Source organism: Metabacillus endolithicus, from assembly GCF_023078335.1.
GTDB classification, from domain to species: Bacteria; Bacillota; Bacilli; order Bacillales; family Bacillaceae; genus Metabacillus; species Metabacillus endolithicus.
The window spans coordinates 1,811,124-1,832,989 of sequence record NZ_CP095550.1 but is presented as its reverse complement, the minus strand read 5'-3'; the positions used below and the strand labels follow the sequence as shown (position 1 = coordinate 1,832,989).

Genomic DNA, 21,866 nt, shown 5'->3' with positions numbered 1-21,866 from the left:
GAAGAAAATTCTCAATGACAAACCAAAGGTATTTATATACAATAAAGAATACTCAAACTTGTAAGCGATTTCTAAAAACTGAGGTGTGAACTATTGAAAAGAACGAATCGACCTAAGCTTTATATACGTATTATTTTGTTTGCCCTTAGTCTTATTTTATTAATTGTTCTTTTATGTAGTATTTTATACTATCATACTTTATCAAAAACAGTTGAGCAGCAAATTAGCAAAAGAGCTTTACATGTTGCAACAACGATAGCGAACATGCCTGAGATTCATGAAGCATTTGATACTGAAGATCCATCTAGAATTATTCAGCCTTTGGTTGAAAAAATAAGAGGAGAAATTGGCGCTGAATACATCGTAATTGGTAATAAAGAAGGAATTCGATATTCACACCCAATTCCTGAGAGAATTGGTAAAAAGATGGTTGGAGGAGACAATGTTAAGGCGTTAAAAGAGGGGAAATCTTATGTTTCCAAGGCAACTGGATCCTTAGGGCCTTCATTAAGAGGAAAGGTGCCAATTCTTGATGGTGATGAAATTATAGGTGTAGTCTCAGTAGGTTTTTTAATTGAGGATATTGAAAATACAGTCTTTGATTACGGAAAACCAGTTATTTGGATTGCCATTACTGCATTTCTTTTGGGAACATTAGGTTCGATTATATTAGCAAGAAGGATAAAGAATACAATGATGGGACTAGAGCCTGAGGAAATTGCTACATTGTTTAAACAACGTAATGCTGTTATTGAAACGGTTCATGAAGGAATCATTGTTATTAATGAGGATGGAAAGATATTGATCATCAATCAAGCTGCATATGACATTTTATCACTAGATAAGACAAAACCTGTTGTTGGAGAACAGGTTTTTGATATTATCCCTAATTCTTCTTTACTAGATGTTCTAAGAACAGGCGAAAAGCAACTAGATAAACAACTAGAAATTAGAAATAAGATCATTATAGCAAATCGTATTCCTGTTAAATATGGAGATGAAGTGATTGGTGTCGTTTCTAGCTTTAGACTTAAATCTGATATTGATCAATTAACAGAAGAATTATCACAAGTGAAGAGATACACAGAAGCCTTAAGAGCGCAGACCCACGAGTTTAATAACTTGCTTTATACGATTTCGGGATTAATTCAATTAGGGTCATTGGATGAGGCCCTTACACTTATCCATGAAGAAACAGAAAGTCAGAGAGACTTTACACAATTTCTCATGAGGAAAATAAAAGACCCATGGCTTGGTGGGATTTTACTAGGGTTTTACAATCGTGCTAAAGAGCTAAAGGTTTCCTTTCATGTTGATCGAGAAAGCAGTCTGGAGGAGATTCCTAAGCACATTGGTTATAGTAGTTTGGTTTCAATTTTAGGAAACCTTATAACGAATGGATTTGAAGAATTAGAAAAGCAAAAACGTAAAGAACGATATGTACGTTTTTTTATAACTGATCTAGGTGATGATCTCATTATGGAAATTGAAGATAGTGGAACCGGTGTTGAACCTCACATGTTAACTGAGATTTTTAAAAAGGGTTTTTCAACGAAGGATGGGAAAAATCGAGGGCTTGGCTTAGCGAAAGTGAGTGAATTAGTCGAGGAGCTAAATGGGAGTATTACAATTGAAACAGGCGAATTAGGTGGTGCTTTGTTTATTATTGCGATCCCAAAGGAGGAGCCAAAATGAAAGTAGAAGTAATGGTGATTGAAGATGATGCTAGGATAGCAGAAATTAATAGCCGTTTTACAAAGAAGATAGATGGCTTTGAGGTAGTAGCCATAGCAACGTCTGGGGCGGAAGCAATTGAATTACTTGAAATTATTCAACCGCAGTTAGTTTTGTTAGATGTGTTTTTACCAGATATGTTAGGAACAGATTTAGGGAGAGTCATCCGTAAGTCTTATCCAGATATCGACATTATTATGATTACTGCATCTTCAGAGGTTGATATAGTTGGAGATTCTTTACGAAATGGGGTTTGTGATTATATTGTCAAACCGGTTACATTCGAGAGATTTAAGACAAGTCTAGAAGCCTATCAAAAAAGATTGGAAAAATTAAAAACGACTAAACATTTAACCCAAGAAGAGATAACAGCTTTATGGAGTTTATCCCGACAAGATAGTCATTTAGTAGAGGAAGATGGTGCGCCAAAGGGGATTGATCCACTAACGCTCAACAAAATATTAGAGTTTCTTTTAAATGTTGCTGAAGAGGGGATTACAGCTGAATCATTAAGTAAACAGTCTGGAGTTAGTCGATCAACAGCAAGGAGATATTTGGAATATCTTATTTCACAAAAAAAGGTATATGCAGAGCTAGTATATGGAAATGTTGGGCGTCCGGAAAGAAGGTACTTCCGTTTTCAGTCATGAACTTTATGAACAAAAAGAATTCATTACAGTTAATTGAACTTATGAGGTTAAGATTCTATAAAATGAAAAATTCTGTTAACTTTAAGACAGCGCTTACATTAAGTGCTGTCTTTTTAAATGGACAAAGAATTGGGGGGAATTCTATGAAGAAAACAATGTTGGTTGTATTAGTTGGACTTCTAAGTTTCATGTTAGCTGCTTGTGGTGGAGATAAGGAAAAAGCCAATAGTAGTGAAAGTAGCTCTAATTATCCAGAAAAACCAATCACAGTTGTAGCTCCATCAGGTGCAGGCGGCGGCTGGGATTTAACGGCAAGAGCATTAGCGAAGGTTTTATCTGATACAAAGTTAGTTGAAGAAACATTAACAGTTGAAAATAAACCAGGTGGTGGTGGTGCTGTTTATATGGCAGAGTTTGCAACTCAAGAAAAAAACAATCCATATAAATTAATGATCAGTTCACCGCCGATTTTAATAAATCATGAGAAAAAAGAAGGAAACAGTCCATATGGTTATGGCGATACAACACCTTTAGCACAGCTTACAAAAGATTACGGAGCTATTGTTGTAAAAAGTGATTCACCTTTTAATGATTTGCAATCTGCATTAGATGCCATTAAAGCGGATCCAACAAAAGTGACAGTTGCAGGCGGATCTTCACCTGGCTCAATGGATCATTTAGTAGCAGTATTACCTGCATTTAAGTCTGATATTGACCCGAAATCAGTGAAATATGTTTCATATGATGGTGGTGGTGAAGCGATTGCGGCACTGCTAGGAGGAAATGCCGACTTAATTGCTACAGATGCTTCAGCTATTGGAGAATATGTGAAATCAGGAAAAGTGAAAGTGTTGGCCGTTAGTTCACCTGAACGTTTGGAAGGTGATTTAGCAGATGTACCAACTTTTAAAGAAGCAGGGATAGATGCAGACTTTACAATCTGGCGTGGTGTATTTGGACCAAAGGAATTGAAGGAAGAAGAATTAGCTTTCTGGGATAAAACATTACAAAAACTGTCAGAAAGCGAAGAATGGAACAATGAAGTGAAATCAAATGGGTGGGAAAGTGAATTTAAAAACTCAACAGATTTCAAGAAGTTTTTAGATGAGCAAAATGTTGTGATTCAGGACCTCTTAACAGCATTAGGCATGCAAAAATAAAGCTTTAGGAAGAGGGGACCTCCCCTCTTTCTCTCTATAGGGAGTGAGAGTAAAGATGAGTAAAGCTTTTGATCGTTACTCAAGTGTTATTTTTATGGTCATAGGAATATTCTTCGTTGTCGAAAGCCAAAAAATTTCGGAAAGTGCATATGGGAGTAATGTTGGCCCTGATATGTTTCCAACTATATTAGGGGCTGTATTAGTCTTGCTTAGCCTTCGTCTATTCTATGAAACATTTAAATATGTGAATGAACAAAAGGGGAAAGAAGAGCTAGATTACAAGAGATTTTTCATTATTTTAATTTCTGCTATTCTTTATGCTTCATTTATCGAAACATTAGGTTTTATATTAACAACATTTCTCTTTTTACTTGTTAGTTTCATCGCAATGGATAAAAAGAATATACTAAAATCCATCGTTATTGCAGCATGCTTTTCAGGTGGGGTTTATTATTTATTTGTTGAAGTTCTTGAAGGCTCTTTACCTGGCTTTCCAACTTGGTTTTAGTGAGGTGTTATAAATGGATACAATTCAATTTTTAGCAAATGGCTTTGCAGAAGCTTTGCAATGGCATAACTTATTGTTTGCGTTTGTTGGAGTATTAATTGGTACTGCGGTTGGTGTTCTTCCAGGAATAGGTCCAATGAGCGGAGTGGCGTTATTAATTCCCGTAACAGCTACTCTTACATCAGGTCTTGATCCTGAATCAGCGGCAGCAAGCTCTATTATTTTATTAGCCGGTGTTTATTATGGAGCGATGTATGGCGGATCGACAACATCTATTTTATTAAATACACCAGGTGAGTCATCATCAGTTGTAACTGCTCTTGATGGTTATCAAATGGCCAAACAAGGAAGAGCTGGAGCTGCACTGTCAATTGCTGCAATTGGTTCATTTTTTGCAGGGATTGTTGCACTTATCGGTCTAACAATTTTAGCGGAACCATTGTCTAGTGTCGCATTGTCTTTTGGTCCAGCAGAGTACTTTTCATTAATGATATTAGGACTTTGTGCCGTCAGTGGCCTTGCAGGAAAATCAAGAACAAAAGCTTTAATTATGACAGTTGTTGGACTGCTAATTGCTACAATCGGAATGGACAATGTATCAGGTGTAGCACGCTTCACGTATGAGGTTCCTGTTTTATATTCAGGTATTGAATTTTTAACTGTTGCAGTGGGACTGTTTGCTCTTGGAGAAGTATTTAAAACAATTTTGGAAAAAGAGAGTGTTGATGGATCTATTGCGAAGGTGGAAAGAATTCTTCCAACAAAAAAAGATTTGAAAGAGAGCTCAGGGCCGATTGTCAGAGGATCTTTATTAGGATTTTTCATTGGGATTTTACCAGGTGCAGGAGCAACATTAGCATCCTTCTTTTCTTATATTATGGAAAAGAAGATTAGTAAAAATCCTGATAAGTTTGGAAAAGGGGCAATTGAAGGGGTAGCCGCACCTGAGGCCGCAAATAACGGTGCCTCTGGTGGAGCAATGATTCCATTATTAACTTTAGGTATACCAGGCTCAGGTACAACAGCAATCTTAATGGGAGCTCTTATTATGTATAATATACAGCCAGGTCCACTATTCTTCACAGATCACCCACAAGTTGCTTGGGGTTTGATTGCTAGTATGTTCATCGGAAATGTGATGCTGCTTATTTTAAATTTACCACTTGTTAAAATTTTTGCGAAAATCATCGAAACACCAACAAAGTATTTATTACCTATTATTGTAGCTATATCAATATTCGGAGTTTATGCTGTTCAATTTACAGTGTTTGATTTATTACTTTTAATTGGTTGTGGAGTAGTGGGTTACTATTTAACAAAGCATGATTACCCTGTAGCGCCACTAGTACTCGGTTTGGTACTAGGGCCAATGATTGAAAATAATATGAGAAGAGCTTTAACTACATCGAATGGAGATTTTATTATTTTCTTAGAGAAGCCCATTTCACTTATCTTTTTAGTGATTGCATTGTTATGGATGACCATTCCAATTCTATTAAAAATGAGAGGTCGAAATGTTGTTGTAAACGAAGATTAAATAAAATCAACTGTAGATAAACAAAGGGAATTCGACAATCATAGTTATATTGAAAATGAGGCGCGGTCCGTGACTTAGGATCAGTGCCTTTTCATATTTTTAGACCATACTAGAAACTATTACCAGTAAATAAAAGTCGAAAATTACTCATTCATATTATAAATGGTCGATATATATAATGAGAAAAAATTTATGGGGGAGCTTAGTATGAAGAGGAGAATTAAGGTCGACTGGCATAGTATATCAATCAAGATGATGGTTTTACTTACGATTATTATTGTGTTTTCCGTATCAACGATTGGATTAACTAGTTATTTCATAGCAAAGGATCAATTAACGAAAGCTGGTAAACAAGAGGTTTATCACATTGTTAATAGTTCATTAGCTACTTTAGAGGCAATAAACCAACAGGTGGAAAACGGTCATCTAACTTTAGAGGAGGGTAAAGAGGAAGCAAGGCTCCTTTTGAGTGGACCAAAACTTAAGAATGGAGAGCATGATTATAAGAATTCTCATTTTTTATATAAAGGTGAAGGGTATATCCTCGCCTATGATGCAAACTTTTCCTCACAAGTTCATCCAAGTAATCCAGTAGGAGATATTCCTGAGGATACGACAAATCGTGAAAAAATGGTGAAAGGCTCATTAGCTTCAAATAAAGAAGACCGTTATGTCTATTACGATGACGTGAACGATGAAACAGGAGAAATGAGAAAGAAAATATCTTATATGGAACATTTTGAGCCGTGGGATTGGTATGTTGGTCTAGCTGTTTACGAAGATGAATTTTATGAAGGCTTAGAAATCATTAAATTTATTATATTATGGGGAACTTTTGCGCTTATATTAATAAGTATATTAGTATTTTACTTGGCAATTAAAAAGAAAATTTCTTTATTGAAAGAAGTTGCAAAATCTTCAATGGATATTGCTGATGGAAAGATTCAGGCTACAAATCTTTCAGAATCAAGAGATGAAATTGGTCAATTAGCAGGTGCATATAATAAGATGTCTTATCAGCTTCTTGAATTAGTACAAAATGTAAAAAGTACAAGTTCAAACTTACTTGACTCAGCAACAGAGCTTTCTGCAGTATCAGAACAAACGCTAGCAAGCAGCGAAGAGATTGGTACAGCTGTCTCGGAAATTTCTACAGGAACTCAAGAGCAAGCTAATGATTTAGAAAACATTAATCATAGTGTTGAAACATTGACAAAATCAATTGATTCAATGAACCAGCAGAGTAATATAATTAAGGGAGTTACAAGTAAATCTCAACTATTATCGAACGAGGGAAATGAAATTGTTTCTTCATTGAGAAAATCTAATGCTGATTCTTTACATGCATCAGAGAAAATTAACACAGGAATAAAAAGTCTGTATGATAAAACTCAGGAAATTCATCATATTATGGTAACAATTGAAAATATTGCAGCGGAAACAAATTTACTTGCATTAAATGCTAGTATTGAAGCAGCTAGGGCAGGGGAGCATGGAAAAGGCTTTTCTGTGGTAGCGGATGAAATAAGAAAGCTTGCTGAACAATCTAAGCAGGCAACATATCAAGTTCGAGGAGTAGTGTCTACGATCGCAACTGAGACCGGTAATACGGTAGAAATTGTAGAACAAACCATGCTTACATCGACTAAATTAAATGATGATGTTTTAGAAACGCAAGATAAGTTTAATCAGTTATCGAATTCAATAAATGAAACTGTCTCAGCACTAGGAATTCTAAATGATGAAATTAGAAATATCACCAACCAAACTTCTATGATAGGAGATGGAATTCAAAGTTCATCAGGTGTTTCCGAGCAAACAGCTGCATCTGTGGAGGAAATTAGTTCTTCAATTGATGAGCAAAACAATGCTATTAGACAGGTGGCAAAATCAGCAGAGCAATTAAATGTAATGAATAAAGAATTAGATGATATGTTAAGCAAATATCAATTATAAAGGTACAATCATTATTAATATAAAATAGCGAGGCAAGCTGAAGTTTCAGCTTGCCTTGCTATTTGCCAAAAAAAGTATGATGTTTTATAAGGAAATATACTTATTGGTAAAAGATAGAGAAGGAACAGTCTTAATCATGCAAGTGAAGAATAAAGAATTGCTTCATTAGTCTTTTTTGATTGTTTTATAATTAAAGAAGCTAGTTATGTAACATATAAAATCTTTTCATAGAAGTTGACGTAGGTGATGATAGATGATAAGATATGACTTGTCGCTAATTAAGACGATATAGAAGACAAAAAAGAATTGAAAACATCATTGACTTCTGCGAAAATAAGTGATAAGATATTATTTGTTGCTACAAGATATGACATTAAGTTTTCTTGCTTAAGAAAAACGGTTCATAGAAGTTGACAACAAAGAAGTTGTTTGATACAATGAATTTTGTCGCTGATAAAGTTATCAGCTAAAGTAGTTCTTTGAAAACTAAACAAAACAGAAACGTCAACGTTTTAAAAGATTTAAATTATGAGCTTTATCAACTCTTTATTGGAGAGTTTGATCCTGGCTCAGGACGAACGCTGGCGGCGTGCCTAATACATGCAAGTCGAGCGAATCAATGGGAGCTTGCTCCCTGAGATTAGCGGCGGACGGGTGAGTAACACGTGGGTAACCTGCCTGTAAGATTGGGATAACTCCGGGAAACCGGAGCTAATACCGGATAACATTTTGAACCGCATGGTTTGAAATTGAAAGACGGCTTTTAGCTGTCACTTACAGATGGACCCGCGGCGCATTAGCTAGTTGGTGAGGTAACGGCTCACCAAGGCAACGATGCGTAGCCGACCTGAGAGGGTGATCGGCCACACTGGGACTGAGACACGGCCCAGACTCCTACGGGAGGCAGCAGTAGGGAATCTTCCGCAATGGACGAAAGTCTGACGGAGCAACGCCGCGTGAACGATGAAGGCCTTCGGGTCGTAAAGTTCTGTTGTTAGGGAAGAACAAGTATCAGAGTAACTGCTGGTACCTTGACGGTACCTAACCAGAAAGCCACGGCTAACTACGTGCCAGCAGCCGCGGTAATACGTAGGTGGCAAGCGTTGTCCGGAATTATTGGGCGTAAAGCGCTCGCAGGCGGTTTCTTAAGTCTGATGTGAAAGCCCACGGCTCAACCGTGGAGGGTCATTGGAAACTGGGGAACTTGAGTGCAGAAGAGGAGAGTGGAATTCCACGTGTAGCGGTGAAATGCGTAGAGATGTGGAGGAACACCAGTGGCGAAGGCGACTCTCTGGTCTGTAACTGACGCTGAGGAGCGAAAGCGTGGGGAGCGAACAGGATTAGATACCCTGGTAGTCCACGCCGTAAACGATGAGTGCTAAGTGTTAGAGGGTTTCCGCCCTTTAGTGCTGCAGCAAACGCATTAAGCACTCCGCCTGGGGAGTACGGTCGCAAGACTGAAACTCAAAGGAATTGACGGGGGCCCGCACAAGCGGTGGAGCATGTGGTTTAATTCGAAGCAACGCGAAGAACCTTACCAGGTCTTGACATCCTTCGCTACTTCTAGAGATAGAAGGTTTCCCTTCGGGGAACGAAGTGACAGGTGGTGCATGGTTGTCGTCAGCTCGTGTCGTGAGATGTTGGGTTAAGTCCCGCAACGAGCGCAACCCTTGATCTTAGTTGCCAGCATTCAGTTGGGCACTCTAAGGTGACTGCCGGTGACAAACCGGAGGAAGGTGGGGATGACGTCAAATCATCATGCCCCTTATGACCTGGGCTACACACACGTGCTACAATGGATGGTACAAAGGGCTGCAAGACCGCGAGGTCAAGCCAATCCCATAAAACCATTCTCAGTTCGGATTGCAGGCTGCAACTCGCCTGCATGAAGCCGGAATCGCTAGTAATCGCGGATCAGCATGCCGCGGTGAATACGTTCCCGGGCCTTGTACACACCGCCCGTCACACCACGAGAGTTTGTAACACCCGAAGTCGGTGGGGTAACCGCAAGGAGCCAGCCGCCTAAGGTGGGACAGATGATTGGGGTGAAGTCGTAACAAGGTAGCCGTATCGGAAGGTGCGGCTGGATCACCTCCTTTCTAAGGAAAATTGAAGGACAAGCTCCTTCATAAAAAGACGTTTCTGATTTTGTTTAGTTTTGAGAGAACTATGATCTCTCGATATAATGTTCCTTGAAAACTAGATAACGAAAACAATTCAAGTAATTCACTGAGTTTAAACGCTTAGTTTAGTGATTCTCTTAATAAATGTTAATCAAGATATTAAGTTTGATCTTATGTCTTGAGACAAAGGAGAAGCGAGAAGTTCGAGGCGACGACCTGATGAGGAGCGGAGTGTACGAGAGTACATGAGCACCGGAAGATGGGAAGTCAACGAAGAAATTCGACGCTTATCGTTTGTCGAAGGTTAAGTTGTTAAGGGCGCACGGTGGATGCCTTGGCACTAGGAGCCGATGAAGGACGGTACTAACACCGATATGCTTCGGGGAGCTGTAAGTAAGCTTTGATCCGGAGATTTCCGAATGGGGAAACCCACTGCTCGTAATGGAGTAGTATTTTTACCTGAATACATAGGGTATTAAAGGCAGACCCGGGGAACTGAAACATCTAAGTACCCGGAGGAAGAGAAAGCAAACGCGATTTCCTGAGTAGCGGCGAGCGAAACGGAAGAAGCCCAAACCAAGAGGCTTGCCTCTTGGGGTTGTAGGACACTCTATACGGAGTTACAAAGGAACGGAGTAAATGAAGAGGTCTGGAAAGGCCCGTCAAAGAAGGTAACAACCCTGTAGTTGAAACTTCGTTCCCTCCAGAGTGGATCCTGAGTACGGCGGGACACGTGAAATCCCGTCGGAAGCAGGGAGGACCATCTCCCAAGGCTAAATACTCCCTAGTGACCGATAGTGAACCAGTACCGTGAGGGAAAGGTGAAAAGCACCCCGGAAGGGGAGTGAAAGAGATCCTGAAACCGTGTGCCTACAAGTAGTCAAAGCCCGTTAATGGGTAATGGCGTGCCTTTTGTAGAATGAACCGGCGAGTTACGATCCCGTGCAAGGTTAAGTTGATAAGACGGAGCCGCAGCGAAAGCGAGTCTGAATAGGGCGTGCATAGTACGTGGTCGTAGACCCGAAACCAGGTGATCTACCCATGTCCAGGGTGAAGTTCAGGTAACACTGAATGGAGGCCCGAACCCACGCACGTTGAAAAGTGCGGGGATGAGGTGTGGGTAGCGGAGAAATTCCAATCGAACTTGGAGATAGCTGGTTCTCTCCGAAATAGCTTTAGGGCTAGCCTTGAAATGAGAGTCTTGGAGGTAGAGCACTGATTGGACTAGGGGCCCCCATCGGGTTACCGAATTCAGTCAAACTCCGAATGCCAAAGACTTATGTTCAGGAGTCAGACTGCGAGTGATAAGATCCGTAGTCAAGAGGGAAACAGCCCAGACCACCAGCTAAGGTCCCAAAGTATACGTTAAGTGGAAAAGGATGTGGAGTTGCTTAGACAACCAGGATGTTGGCTTAGAAGCAGCCACCATTTAAAGAGTGCGTAATAGCTCACTGGTCGAGTGACTCTGCGCCGAAAATGTACCGGGGCTAAACGTATCACCGAAGCTGTGGACTGTTCTTTTAGAACAGTGGTAGGAGAGCGTTCTAAGGGCTGTGAAGCCAGACCGTAAGGACTGGTGGAGCGCTTAGAAGTGAGAATGCCGGTATGAGTAGCGAAAGAGGGGTGAGAATCCCCTCCACCGAATGCCTAAGGTTTCCTGAGGAAGGCTCGTCCGCTCAGGGTAAGTCGGGACCTAAGCCGAGGCCGAAAGGCGTAGGCGATGGACAACAGGTTGAAATTCCTGTACCACCTCCTCACCATTTGAGCAATGGGGGGACGCAGAAGGATAGGGTAAGCGCGCTGTTGGATATGCGCGTCCAAGCAGTTAGGCTGACAACGTGGCAAATCCCGTTGTCGCGAAGGCTGAGCTGTGATGGCGAGGGAACTATAGTACCGAAGTTCCTGATTCCACACTGCCAAGAAAAGCCTCTAGCGAGGTGAGAGGTGCCCGTACCGCAAACCGACACAGGTAGGCGAGGAGAGAATCCTAAGGTGAGCGAGAGAACTCTCGTTAAGGAACTCGGCAAAATGACCCCGTAACTTCGGGAGAAGGGGTGCTTTTTAGGGTGAATAGCCCGGAAAAGCCGCAGTGAATAGGCCCAGGCGACTGTTTAGCAAAAACACAGGTCTCTGCGAAGCCGCAAGGCGAAGTATAGGGGCTGACGCCTGCCCGGTGCTGGAAGGTTAAGGGGAGAGGTTAGCGCAAGCGAAGCTTTGAACCGAAGCCCCAGTAAACGGCGGCCGTAACTATAACGGTCCTAAGGTAGCGAAATTCCTTGTCGGGTAAGTTCCGACCCGCACGAAAGGCGTAACGATCTGGGCACTGTCTCAACGAGAGACTCGGTGAAATTATAGTACCTGTGAAGATGCAGGTTACCCGCGACAGGACGGAAAGACCCCGTGGAGCTTTACTGTAGCCTGATATTGAATTTTGGTACAGCTTGTACAGGATAGGTAGGAGCCTGAGAAGCCGGAGCGCTAGCTTCGGTGGAGGCATCGGTGGGATACTACCCTGGCTGTATTGAAATTCTAACCCACAGCCCTGATCGGGCTGGGAGACAGTGTCAGGTGGGCAGTTTGACTGGGGCGGTCGCCTCCTAAAATGTAACGGAGGCGCCCAAAGGTTCCCTCAGAATGGTTGGAAATCATTCGTAGAGTGTAAAGGCACAAGGGAGCTTGACTGCGAGACCTACAAGTCGAGCAGGGACGAAAGTCGGGCTTAGTGATCCGGTGGTTCCGCATGGAAGGGCCATCGCTCAACGGATAAAAGCTACCCCGGGGATAACAGGCTTATCTCCCCCAAGAGTCCACATCGACGGGGAGGTTTGGCACCTCGATGTCGGCTCATCGCATCCTGGGGCTGTAGTCGGTCCCAAGGGTTGGGCTGTTCGCCCATTAAAGCGGTACGCGAGCTGGGTTCAGAACGTCGTGAGACAGTTCGGTCCCTATCCGTCGTGGGCGTAGGAAATTTGAGAGGAGCTGTCCTTAGTACGAGAGGACCGGGATGGACGCACCGCTGGTGTACCAGTTGTCTTGCCAAAGGCATAGCTGGGTAGCTATGTGCGGAAGGGATAAGTGCTGAAAGCATCTAAGCATGAAGCCCCCCCTCAAGATGAGATTTCCCATCACATTAGTGAGTAAGATCCCTGAAAGATGATCAGGTTGATAGGTCAGAGGTGGAAGCGCGGTGACGTGTGGAGCTGACTGATACTAATCGATCGAGGACTTAACCTAATAAAAGCGTAAGCTTAGTGAATTGAATTGTGATTCGTTATCTAGTTTTGAAGGAATATAATATTCCTGAAAACTTTATACAAAGTGAAAGGGTTTCGAGGAACGAACAGTTCAAGGAATTGATTGAGGAGACACCGGAGCGTACTTCAGTACGTGAGGATGTTGACGAATGAGATGACGCAGAAATGTGAAGTTTATCGGAAGCCGTAAACCACATTATTTGGTGATGATGGCGAAGAGGTCACACCCGTTCCCATGCCGAACACGGAAGTTAAGCTCTTCAGCGCCGATGGTAGTTGGGGGTTTCCCCCTGTGAGAGTAGGACGTCGCCAAGTAAGAAGAGAAAAAGATCAGTAGAGATACTGGTCTTTTTTTGTGTGGTTAAAGGTTGTTAAACCGAAGGTTGGTATGTGAAAATTAGGGGAAAAGTAAGACTACTAGCCTGAGGCTTGGGAGAAGCAAGAAGGTCAAGGAAGCGCAGAGAGTGAAGACCGGAGTGTGCAGTCTTGGCACATGAGGATCTGAACGAACAAGCTGACGCGGGATTCGCCGCTTATCGCAAGCCGATAGTCCGAACGTGGAAGTTAAGCTCTTGCCGCCGATGGTAGTTGGGGATTTCCCCCTGTGGGAGTAAGACGTCGCCAAGTAAGTGAGGAAAAGATCAGTAGAGATACTGGTCTTTTTTGTGTACTATAAATGCTAATTTAAAAATGAACAAAGATGATTACATAAGAATGTACAGTTTTGTGATGTACATGCATACTTAGTTTGAGGTGGAGAGAATGCATGTACAGCTAGATTTAACGACAGAGATAGAAGTAAAAAGTCTAGAAGATTTACCAAAGTTAAAATTTCTAATGGAGAGCTTAAACATGAAAATAAATAAAAGTAAGATAGGGCGAGAATTGGGAGTAGATCGGAGGACTGTGGATCGATATTTAAATGGAAAGGGGCCAAGTAAAACCCGTAATAGAAAATCTAGAATAGATGAGTTATATGAAGTTATATCAGACCTACTCTCAAAGGATTCAATACAAACTTTTTACTACAAGAGAGTTCTTTGGGAGTACTTAAAGGATAACCATAGTTTGAACTGTTCCCAGTCATCTTTCCGACGATACATATCAAACAAACCTGAGTTCCAAGCATATTTTACCGATGGTAAAAGAACTCAAGCAACACAATCTGTTGTTCGTTATGAAACCCCTCCGGGGGAACAGGCTCAATTCGACTGGAAGGAGAACATAAAATACATAACGTGTGATGGGGAGATTATACACGTTAATGTAGGAGTGTTGGTGTTAGGAAATTCAAGGTTTAAGTCTTATGGTTTAACCATGTCCAAATCACAAAGTATATTAATGTCCTTTTTGATGGAGTGCTTTGAAGCAATTGGTGGAGTACCAAAGATCATTTTAACGGACAATATGAAAACAGTAATGGATGAACATAGAACAGAGTATTCAAAAGGAGTGGTTAATGAACGATTTGAACAGTTTGCCAGTGATAGTGGATTTGAAATCAAACCTTGTATTGCAGGAAGGCCAAGGACAAAAGGGAAAGTAGAGAGTATTATGAAGCTCTTAGATGAGATTCATGCTTATCAGGGAAAATTCACTTACGAAGGACTTCACCAATTTGTTCAAAAGCTTTGTGAACGCCATAATCAAAGTTTTAATCAAGGAAATAGAAAGATTCCAATACTTGCTTTAAAACAAGAAAAGAGTCACTTACTCCCCCTACCAAGGAAAGAAATAAGAGACTCTTATAAGATCAAACACAAGCTTGTAAAGGTTAACCCTGCGAGCATGATTACGTACAAATCAAACCAGTATTCAGTACCAGCTGAATACAAAGGGAAAACCGTTGGTTTACAAGTCTATGACGATCACATACATGTATATTATAACACGGATTTGATCGCTCAACATCGAATCAGTAGTAAGGTGCTGAATTATAAGGAAGAACATTATACAGACGTATTGTCACGGGGAATGCCAGACTATTCCTGATATTGATGAGCTAGCTAAAAAGAATCTACTGGCAATGGATGAGGTGTATAAAATTGAATAGTAGTTATCAACAATTAGTAAGTAATTTAGAATATTTAAACTTAAAACAGATGATTACTCATCTTAACGATACCATTGATTTTAGTACCAAGAATGAATTATCTCTCGTTGACACATTGATGAAATTAACAAACTATGAAATAGATGTTCGTGAGAAAATAATGATAAATTCAATGGTTAAGGTGGGGGCTTTTCCCCACCGTAAAGAGATAAATGAGTTTAACTTTGATTTTCAACCAACGATAAATAAACAACAAATTCTTGATTTTCTTTCTCTGCGTTTTATCGAAGATAAACAGAATATTATCTTCATGGGAACTAGTGGTGTTGGCAAAACTCACTTAGCGACTTCGATTGGAATCGCTGCAGCCAAAAAACGAACAAGTACCTATTTTATTAAATGTAATGAACTTATCTTAAACTTGAAAAAGGCAAAGCTAGAAAATCGCTTAGAGTCTCGATTAAAGCACTATGGGAAATATAAATTACTAATTATTGATGAAATTGGTTACCTTCCAATTGACAAAGAAGATGCAAAACTATTCTTTCAGCTAATTGATTTGAGATATGAAAAGAAAAGTACAATCTTAACTACAAACATTAGCTTTAAAGAGTGGGATGCGGTGTTCCAGGATTCTAAATTAGCAAATGCAATATTAGATCGTGTATTACACCACGCAACAGTTGTCAATATTGTTGGTCCCTCTTATAGAATTAAGGATCATTTACAAAAAGAAGATGATGATTAATTTTGTACATTCTTAAACGATCAAAATTGTACATCGTTAGCTTGACATTTACAAGTATGAATGTTAATTTAATAATGTACAAAGATGATTATATTAGAATGTACAGTTTTGTGATTACATGCATACTTAGCTTGAGGTGGAGAAGAATGCATGTGCACAATGGAAAAAAGCAACATCATTCTACAAAAAACGGGGAGTGACAGGCACCCCCCACAAAACACACACAAAAAACATCAACTTCCTCTTGATTATTCATCTAACTTATTATAAAATTAGAAAAATCAGATTAGTATAAATTATTGAAACACTGTGAATGGGAATATTAAGGAAAATAGATTGTTTAGAGAGCTGTCGGGTGGTGAAAGACAGTCAATTGATTCCCCAACTCGCCCAGGAGTGGTAGGACTGATATGTAGGTCTTAACGGATGACTACCGTAATAAAGTCTCAAAGTGGGTTCGTTTATTTAGTGATGAACCAAAAAGAGTGGTACCACGAAGGTTATAGCCTGTCGTCTCTTATGAGATGATAGGCTTTTTTATTTGAATAATAATGGAAAGGCGGTATTTTAAATGAAAAATATTGATAAGTATTCTAGAGGTTATTTTATGCCTCCAGTGACTAGCTTAAAATGGACGCAGAAAGAGTATATTACGGAAGCTCCTACTTGGTGTAGTGTCGATCTGCGTGATGGAAATCAGGCGTTGATTGTCCCTATGAGCTTAGAAGAAAAGTTAGAGTATTTTCAATTGCTGTTGGAAGTTGGTTTTAAGGAAATAGAAGTTGGTTTTCCAGCTGCATCTGAAACGGAATATGCTTTTTTACGTACATTAATTGAACAAGATTTAATACCGGATGATGTAACAATCCAGGTGTTAACACAGTCAAGAGATCATATTATTAAGAAAACATTTGAGGCCCTAGAAGGTGCTAAAAAAGCAGTGGTTCACCTATACAATTCAACATCTGTAGCACAACGTGAGCAAGTGTTTAAAAAATCGGAAGAACAAATTATTGATATTGCAGTAACTGGAGCAAAGCTACTTAAAAAATATGCAGCTGAAACGGAAGGAGATTTTCAATTTCAATATTCTCCTGAAAGCTTCACAGGCACAGAAGTGGAGTTTGCACTTGAAATTTGCAATCGTGTGTTAGATGAATGGCAACCTGATGCAAAAAACAAGGTTATTATCAACTTACCAGCAACAGTTTCAATGTCTATGCCTCACGTTTACGCTAGCCAAATCGAGTATATGAGTGAGAATCTTAACTATCGGGACAATGTAATCCTTTCCCTTCATCCCCATAATGACAGAGGAACTGGGGTAGCAGACGCAGAGTTAGGAATGCTTGCTGGAGCACAGAGAGTGGAGGGAACATTGTTTGGAAATGGAGAAAGAACAGGTAATGTAGACATTGTTACACTTGCCTTAAATATGTTTTCACATGGTGTTGATCCCAACCTAAACTTAGAAAATATCCCAAACATTATTACACAGTATGAGAAATTAACAAGAATGACCGTTCACGAAAGACATCCTTATGGAGGCGAACTTGTTTTTACAGCATTTTCTGGTTCTCATCAGGATGCAATTGCAAAAGGAATGAAATGGCGTGAAGAAAAAGAACGTCAGTACTGGAATGTTCCATATTTATTAATAGACCCAATGGATATTGGTAGGCAATATGAAGGAGATATTATTCGTATTAATAGCCAATCAGGTAAAGGTGGAATTGGCTACGTACTTCACCAAACATATGGGCTTGATTTACCTGTTGAAATGCGTGAAAGCTTTGGATATCATGTTAAGAATATTTCGGATCGTAAACATAAGGAGCTTATGCCGAATGAAATCTATGACATTTTTATCAATGACTTTGTCAATATTAATACACCTGTCGAGTTTATAGATTACACATTCACTCAAAATGCTCATTATGAAACAGCAGTTATGTTTAAAATGAATGAACAAGAATATAAGTTAAGTGGAACAGGAAACGGAAGACTTGATGCGATTAGTAACGTACTTCAGGAGCAACTTGGTTTCCGTTATAAAGATTTAATATATAAGGAACATGCACAAAACATAGGCTCAGAATCTAACGCTGTATCTTATGTTGGGATTACTGCTTTAGATGGTTCAGTCTATTGGGGTTGTGGAATAGACGCTGATATTATGACATCCTCAGTAAAAGCCTGTTTAGTGCTGTTAATAATATGATATCCAACAAAGAAATTTCTGTAGAAAAAGAGACAGAGTCTGTTTCTTCTAAATAATAAAAGCAAAAAAGTCGATAACTATTATCGGCTTTTTTGCTGTAACACTCACAAATAGTTTGTGAGTGTTACAAATAAAAATTAAGATTTTACCTTTTCAAGTCTTTCAAAGCCGTTTTTAACTGCTTGAATATATTCATTTGTAGCACGAATTGATAGATCTGCATCTGGATTTATTCCTTCAAACCCGTGATAGGCTCCAGGGTATAAATGAAATTCAACATCTACACCATCTTGTGCAAGCCTTGTAACATAAGATAATGTTTCATCTCGGAAAGGATCTAATTGCCCAACACATGTGTAGGTGTATGGTAAATGACTATAATCTTCAGCTCGTGCAGGAGCTGCATAGGCAGGGATGTTATCTTTTCCATATAATTCTCCCAAATACATCTTCCAGCCTGCTTCATTTGTTTTCTGATTCCAAACAAATCCTTCTTTAACTTCGTTTGTAGAAGGTGAGTTATTTTGATCATCAATCATTGGATAGAGTGGCATTTGGAAACAAAGAGAAGGGTATTGTCGGTCACGAGCTAATAATGTTAAAGCTGCTGTTAATCCACCACCAGCGCTAGCACCTGCAACTCCTATTCGGTTTTGATCAATATTTAACGACTCTGCATGATCAGCTATCCATTTTAAAGCAGTATAACAATCCTCGATCGGAGCTGGGTAAGGGTGTTCGGGAGCTAGACGATAATCTACCGAAACGACTACACAATTAGCTTCTTTTGCAAACCTCATACATAGATCATCATTATCATCTATTGAGCCTAAAATATATCCACCCCCATGGATCCATAAAAGGGCAGGTAAAGATTCATTATGTGATTTTGGACCGTAAATTCTTATTGGTAATGGATTAGAATCGGGTCCAACAATGATTTCATCAGTTAATGAAAGAAATTCATCAACAACAGTAGGTTGCCTCATCTGAGCTGCACCTTCTCTAATTGCTGGCAAATTCTCTGGCCGTATATCTAGATCTTGAAACATATCTAACCCTTGCACTAACTCTGGATTAACTCTGTTCTTCATTTTATAACACTCCCTCTTTTTGATTTTTGTATGCGTTTACAAAAGTATGAAGTGTGTCTAAGAAGTAAAATTGTCTTTGTATCATCACAATTAAAATTATAAAGTGAATGTGTGAGAATTGTAAACAAAGTAATCGAAAAAAGGGAAGAAGGACTCTTTTGAGTAACCTCTTGGTCCTTCTGAGAGTGCTTATAAGATTAGGAAAGTGCCTTATAAAATCATACAGTTATTTATATTGTTTGTATTTAGACCAACTTCTCCAACTAACAACACATAACCCAACGAACATAAGGGAAAATTGAACTGGACTTCTGTTTAGGTCGAATATAAATGCAATACTGCCGGCAATAGGTATTAATAGTAAGATAATAATAGATAGCCATTTATATACATTTGGATTCTCTTTTCTTTGCATAAATGCCTCCTAAAAGTTAACAAGCTCCTTATTTATTTTTAAAATAATTTAAAGCTTTTCTTAATTTCTTAATTTCTTCTTTTTGTTCCTTAATTCTCACTTTTTGGGTATAAACGTGAAAGGAAATAATGATGAAAAGTATAATAATGATGATCGTTACGGGGTCAAAACGTATTAGCATTAAATCAATCCTTTCATGAATGAGAAAGTATGATGTCAAATCATCATAACATATTAATTTAGGCAATTTGACAACTGATGGAAAGGAGTATGTATGAACCATCATTATTATAATCTTTTACAGGATGTTATTACTAGCAACTCAAACTAAGCTTATAATAAGAATATCTTAACAAAATTTAAATCCGAAAATAAAATTCTCTAACACATAGAGGTGATTCCTTGAAGTTAAGCTTTTTAAACAGCCTTAGGCTAGTGATGTTTATTTTAATGAGTTATATTTACTATCAATCTGTTGAAAGTCATACAACTTTTCAATTCGTTTATACAATTATAGCAGGGGCGGGATTTTGTTTTAATCACTTATTTATGGGGAGTCAGGCAGGAAAAAGATATTATTTGATTCCACTTGTATTGGATTCTCTTCTAATTATAGGATTTGTTTTTCTCTTTCCTGAATCGACTCTTTATTTAATTTTGTTTGGTGTAAATGCAGTCACACTATTCTTAGTGGCTGAAAGTAAGAAAGTTCTTCTGGGATGCTCTTTGGCCTTTTTCTTTATTTGGGGAATTTGTATCACATATATCTTTTATGCCACAGGCAATTTTAGCCTGATGAATAATTTAATCAACTTCACGTTTATTGTGTTTGCAGCAGTAGTTGGCAGGTTAATACATAAATTGCTTCATGCGCAGGAGAAGATTGAAAGTCAGTATAATGAGCTTAACCGAACTCATGATGCTTTAAAAGTTGCTCATGAAAAGCTGCATCATTATTCAAACCAGGTGGAGGAGTTAACGCTTATCAGAGAGCGCAATCGAATATCAGGTGAAATTCATGATACTGTTGGACATAAGATGACTGCTTTACTGATTCAGCTGCAGGTTGCTAAAGAGTTGCAAAATTCACAACCTGAGAAAAGCAAGGAAACAATCCTGCTTTGTGAGGAATTGGCGCGGAATACTCTTCAGGAAATTCGGCTATCTGTGCGTACCTTAAGGGAGGACCGTCAGCCACAGTCATTTTTATCCACAGTAAGAAAGATACTAGAAGACTACGAGATAATGACTGGGTTAACATCAACTTTGTCTGTAAAGGGGGAGGCTACAAAAATTCCCGCTTCCATCCAATTAGATTTAACTCGTATAATACAGGAATCTATAACTAACTCGGTCAGACATGGGCAGGCAAATGAGTGCAGTGTTATTCTGGAAATAACAGATTCAAATATTGATATCTTTATTAAAGACAACGGAACAGGAGCAACAACAGTTTGTCCTGGCTTCGGGTTAAAGAATATGAGAGAAAGAGTCCATGAGCATGGTGGAAACATTATGTTTGAAAGTACAGCTTCTAAAGGGTTTATTGTAAAAGCACGATTTCCGCTTAAAGAGATACAGTGGCAAATGGGGGGAGCCTAGTGGTTAAGTTATTAATTGTTGATGACCAGGAATTAATGAGAGATGGACTTGCAACCATCCTTAAAATGAAATCTGAGCTTGAGGTTGTTGGTGTTGCATCAAATGGTCAGGAAGCTTTTGAAAAGGCTGGTGACTTGCTGCCAGACATTGTTTTAATGGATATTCGCATGCCTGTGGCAAACGGGGTAGAGGGAACTAAGCTGATTACATCCAAATATCCTGATATTAAAGTGCTTATGCTCACGACTTTTCATGATAGTGCTTTAATTTTTGAAGCGCTTGAAGAAGGGGCGAGCGGATATTTGTTAAAGGATATGCCAACAGGTGCTATTGTCCAGGCAATCATGACAGTCCAATCAGGTGGAATGGTTCTTCCAAAAGAATTAACAGCTGATATTGTGAGAGAAATGAGGAAAAATCAAACAGTTGATCATACTAGTGAGGTTCCTGAAATTATTAAAGAATTAACAGAAAGGGAGGTCGAAGTGTTAAACAAGCTTGGGTTAGGCTTAAACAATAAAGAAATAGCCTCCCAGTTGTTTATTTCCGAGGGCACCGTAAAAAATCACGTTTCAAATTTGATCAGCAAACTGAACTTAAGAGATCGAACACAGGCAGCCATATTCGCCGTGAGATATAACATTACTACCTTCTGATCGATGACTTTTGGCATATAAGACTATGAAATACAGCTAATTAGCTGTATTTTTTTTATGGAATTTTCTATCTGCAGAGAGATTTGAAAGGAAAGATATCGAGCTATACTTTAGTTGTTGATCTAAAGAAACTATCAATCCAGTGAGGATGTGGA

The 21,866-nt window shown here is 39.3% G+C and carries 11 protein-coding genes, 3 rRNA genes, 2 pseudogenes and 1 other annotated feature; of the genes and pseudogenes, 14 read left to right on the top strand and 2 right to left on the bottom strand.

Features of this window, described 5'->3' with window-relative positions; all coding sequences use genetic code 11:
* The first annotated feature begins 93 nt into the window (after positions 1 to 93).
* From MVE64_RS09720 to MVE64_RS09665, 12 genes and pseudogenes are all read left to right on the top strand, one after another.
* A complete protein-coding gene (locus MVE64_RS09720) occupies positions 94 to 1,695 on the top strand; it encodes an ATP-binding protein (protein WP_247345998.1) in 1,602 nt (533 codons plus the stop codon).
* Entirely contained in the window at positions 1,692 to 2,384 is a 693-nt protein-coding gene (locus tag MVE64_RS09715; protein WP_247345996.1) for a response regulator, read from the top strand. The genes MVE64_RS09720 and MVE64_RS09715 overlap by 4 nt, the downstream gene beginning before the upstream one ends.
* Positions 2,385 to 2,527: 143 nt before the next feature.
* Positions 2,528 to 3,544: a tripartite tricarboxylate transporter substrate binding protein gene (locus tag MVE64_RS09710; RefSeq protein WP_121665101.1), complete on the top strand. Its 1,017-nt coding sequence runs from the start codon at positions 2,528 to 2,530 to the stop codon at positions 3,542 to 3,544.
* A 55-nt stretch (positions 3,545 to 3,599) separates the two neighbouring features.
* Positions 3,600 to 4,052, top strand: coding sequence for a tripartite tricarboxylate transporter TctB family protein (locus MVE64_RS09705; RefSeq protein ID WP_247345993.1), 453 nt, complete (start codon positions 3,600 to 3,602; stop codon positions 4,050 to 4,052).
* Between the two features lie 13 nt (positions 4,053 to 4,065).
* Positions 4,066 to 5,589 (top strand): tripartite tricarboxylate transporter permease, encoded by a 1,524-nt coding sequence (locus tag MVE64_RS09700; protein ID WP_247345991.1) that lies wholly within the window; start codon positions 4,066 to 4,068, stop codon positions 5,587 to 5,589.
* Between the two features lie 207 nt (positions 5,590 to 5,796).
* Positions 5,797 to 7,545, top strand: a complete 1,749-nt coding sequence (locus tag MVE64_RS09695) for a methyl-accepting chemotaxis protein (protein ID WP_247345989.1) — start codon at positions 5,797 to 5,799, stop codon at positions 7,543 to 7,545.
* 546 nt (positions 7,546 to 8,091) lie between these two features.
* Positions 8,092 to 9,644: ribosomal RNA gene (locus tag MVE64_RS09690) — 16S ribosomal RNA — on the top strand.
* A 326-nt stretch (positions 9,645 to 9,970) separates the two neighbouring features.
* A 23S ribosomal RNA gene (locus MVE64_RS09685) occupies positions 9,971 to 12,902 on the top strand.
* A 219-nt stretch (positions 12,903 to 13,121) separates the two neighbouring features.
* A 5S ribosomal RNA gene (gene rrf, locus MVE64_RS09680) occupies positions 13,122 to 13,237 on the top strand.
* The 16S, 23S and 5S rRNA genes sit together here, the layout of an rRNA operon.
* A gap of 447 nt (positions 13,238 to 13,684) precedes the next feature.
* Positions 13,685 to 14,975 (top strand): annotated as a pseudogene (gene istA, locus MVE64_RS09675) (IS21 family transposase).
* On the top strand, positions 14,968 to 15,723 hold the full coding sequence (gene istB / locus MVE64_RS09670; RefSeq protein WP_247345986.1) for an IS21-like element helper ATPase IstB: 756 nt from the start codon (positions 14,968 to 14,970) through the stop codon (positions 15,721 to 15,723). The pseudogene istA and the gene istB overlap by 8 nt, the downstream one beginning before the upstream one ends.
* Before the next feature lie 300 nt (positions 15,724 to 16,023).
* Positions 16,024 to 16,244 (top strand) — a binding site (T-box leader).
* Between the two features lie 50 nt (positions 16,245 to 16,294).
* Positions 16,295 to 18,000: pseudogene (locus tag MVE64_RS09665) on the top strand (2-isopropylmalate synthase).
* An 81-nt stretch (positions 18,001 to 18,081) separates the two neighbouring features.
* Here MVE64_RS09665 and MVE64_RS09660 read toward each other — a convergent pair.
* Both MVE64_RS09660 and MVE64_RS09655 read right to left on the bottom strand, forming a co-directional pair.
* Positions 18,082 to 19,038, bottom strand: coding sequence for an alpha/beta hydrolase (locus MVE64_RS09660; RefSeq protein ID WP_247345984.1), 957 nt, complete (start codon positions 19,036 to 19,038; stop codon positions 18,082 to 18,084).
* A gap of 226 nt (positions 19,039 to 19,264) precedes the next feature.
* Positions 19,265 to 19,453 carry a hypothetical protein gene (locus MVE64_RS09655; RefSeq protein ID WP_121663445.1) on the bottom strand — a complete coding sequence of 63 codons (189 nt, stop codon included), beginning with the start codon at positions 19,451 to 19,453 and terminating at the stop codon, positions 19,265 to 19,267.
* A 402-nt stretch (positions 19,454 to 19,855) separates the two neighbouring features.
* On the opposite strand from MVE64_RS09655, the gene MVE64_RS09650 reads away from it, so the two are divergent.
* Positions 19,856 to 21,055, top strand: a complete 1,200-nt coding sequence (locus MVE64_RS09650) for a sensor histidine kinase (protein ID WP_247345983.1) — start codon at positions 19,856 to 19,858, stop codon at positions 21,053 to 21,055.
* Positions 21,055 to 21,711 carry a response regulator gene (locus MVE64_RS09645; protein WP_247345981.1) on the top strand — a complete coding sequence of 219 codons (657 nt, stop codon included), beginning with the start codon at positions 21,055 to 21,057 and terminating at the stop codon, positions 21,709 to 21,711. Before MVE64_RS09650 ends, MVE64_RS09645 begins: the two co-directional genes overlap by 1 nt.
* Positions 21,712 to 21,866 lie beyond the last annotated feature (155 nt).

Bases quoted from the DNA above. Each gene is read 5' to 3' on its own strand.
- MVE64_RS09700 (WP_247345991.1), top strand. From the start codon at position 4,066: ATGGATACAATTCAATTTTTAGCAAATGGCTTTGCAGAAGCTTTGCAA.
- MVE64_RS09660 (WP_247345984.1), bottom strand. From the start codon at position 19,038: ATGAAGAACAGAGTTAATCCAGAGTTAGTGCAAGGGTTAGATATGTTT.
- MVE64_RS09710 (WP_121665101.1), top strand. From the start codon at position 2,528: ATGAAGAAAACAATGTTGGTTGTATTAGTTGGACTTCTAAGTTTCATG.
- MVE64_RS09655 (WP_121663445.1), bottom strand. From the start codon at position 19,453: ATGCAAAGAAAAGAGAATCCAAATGTATATAAATGGCTATCTATTATT.
- MVE64_RS09715 (WP_247345996.1), top strand. From the start codon at position 1,692: ATGAAAGTAGAAGTAATGGTGATTGAAGATGATGCTAGGATAGCAGAA.
- MVE64_RS09705 (WP_247345993.1), top strand. From the start codon at position 3,600: ATGAGTAAAGCTTTTGATCGTTACTCAAGTGTTATTTTTATGGTCATA.
- MVE64_RS09695 (WP_247345989.1), top strand. From the start codon at position 5,797: ATGAAGAGGAGAATTAAGGTCGACTGGCATAGTATATCAATCAAGATG.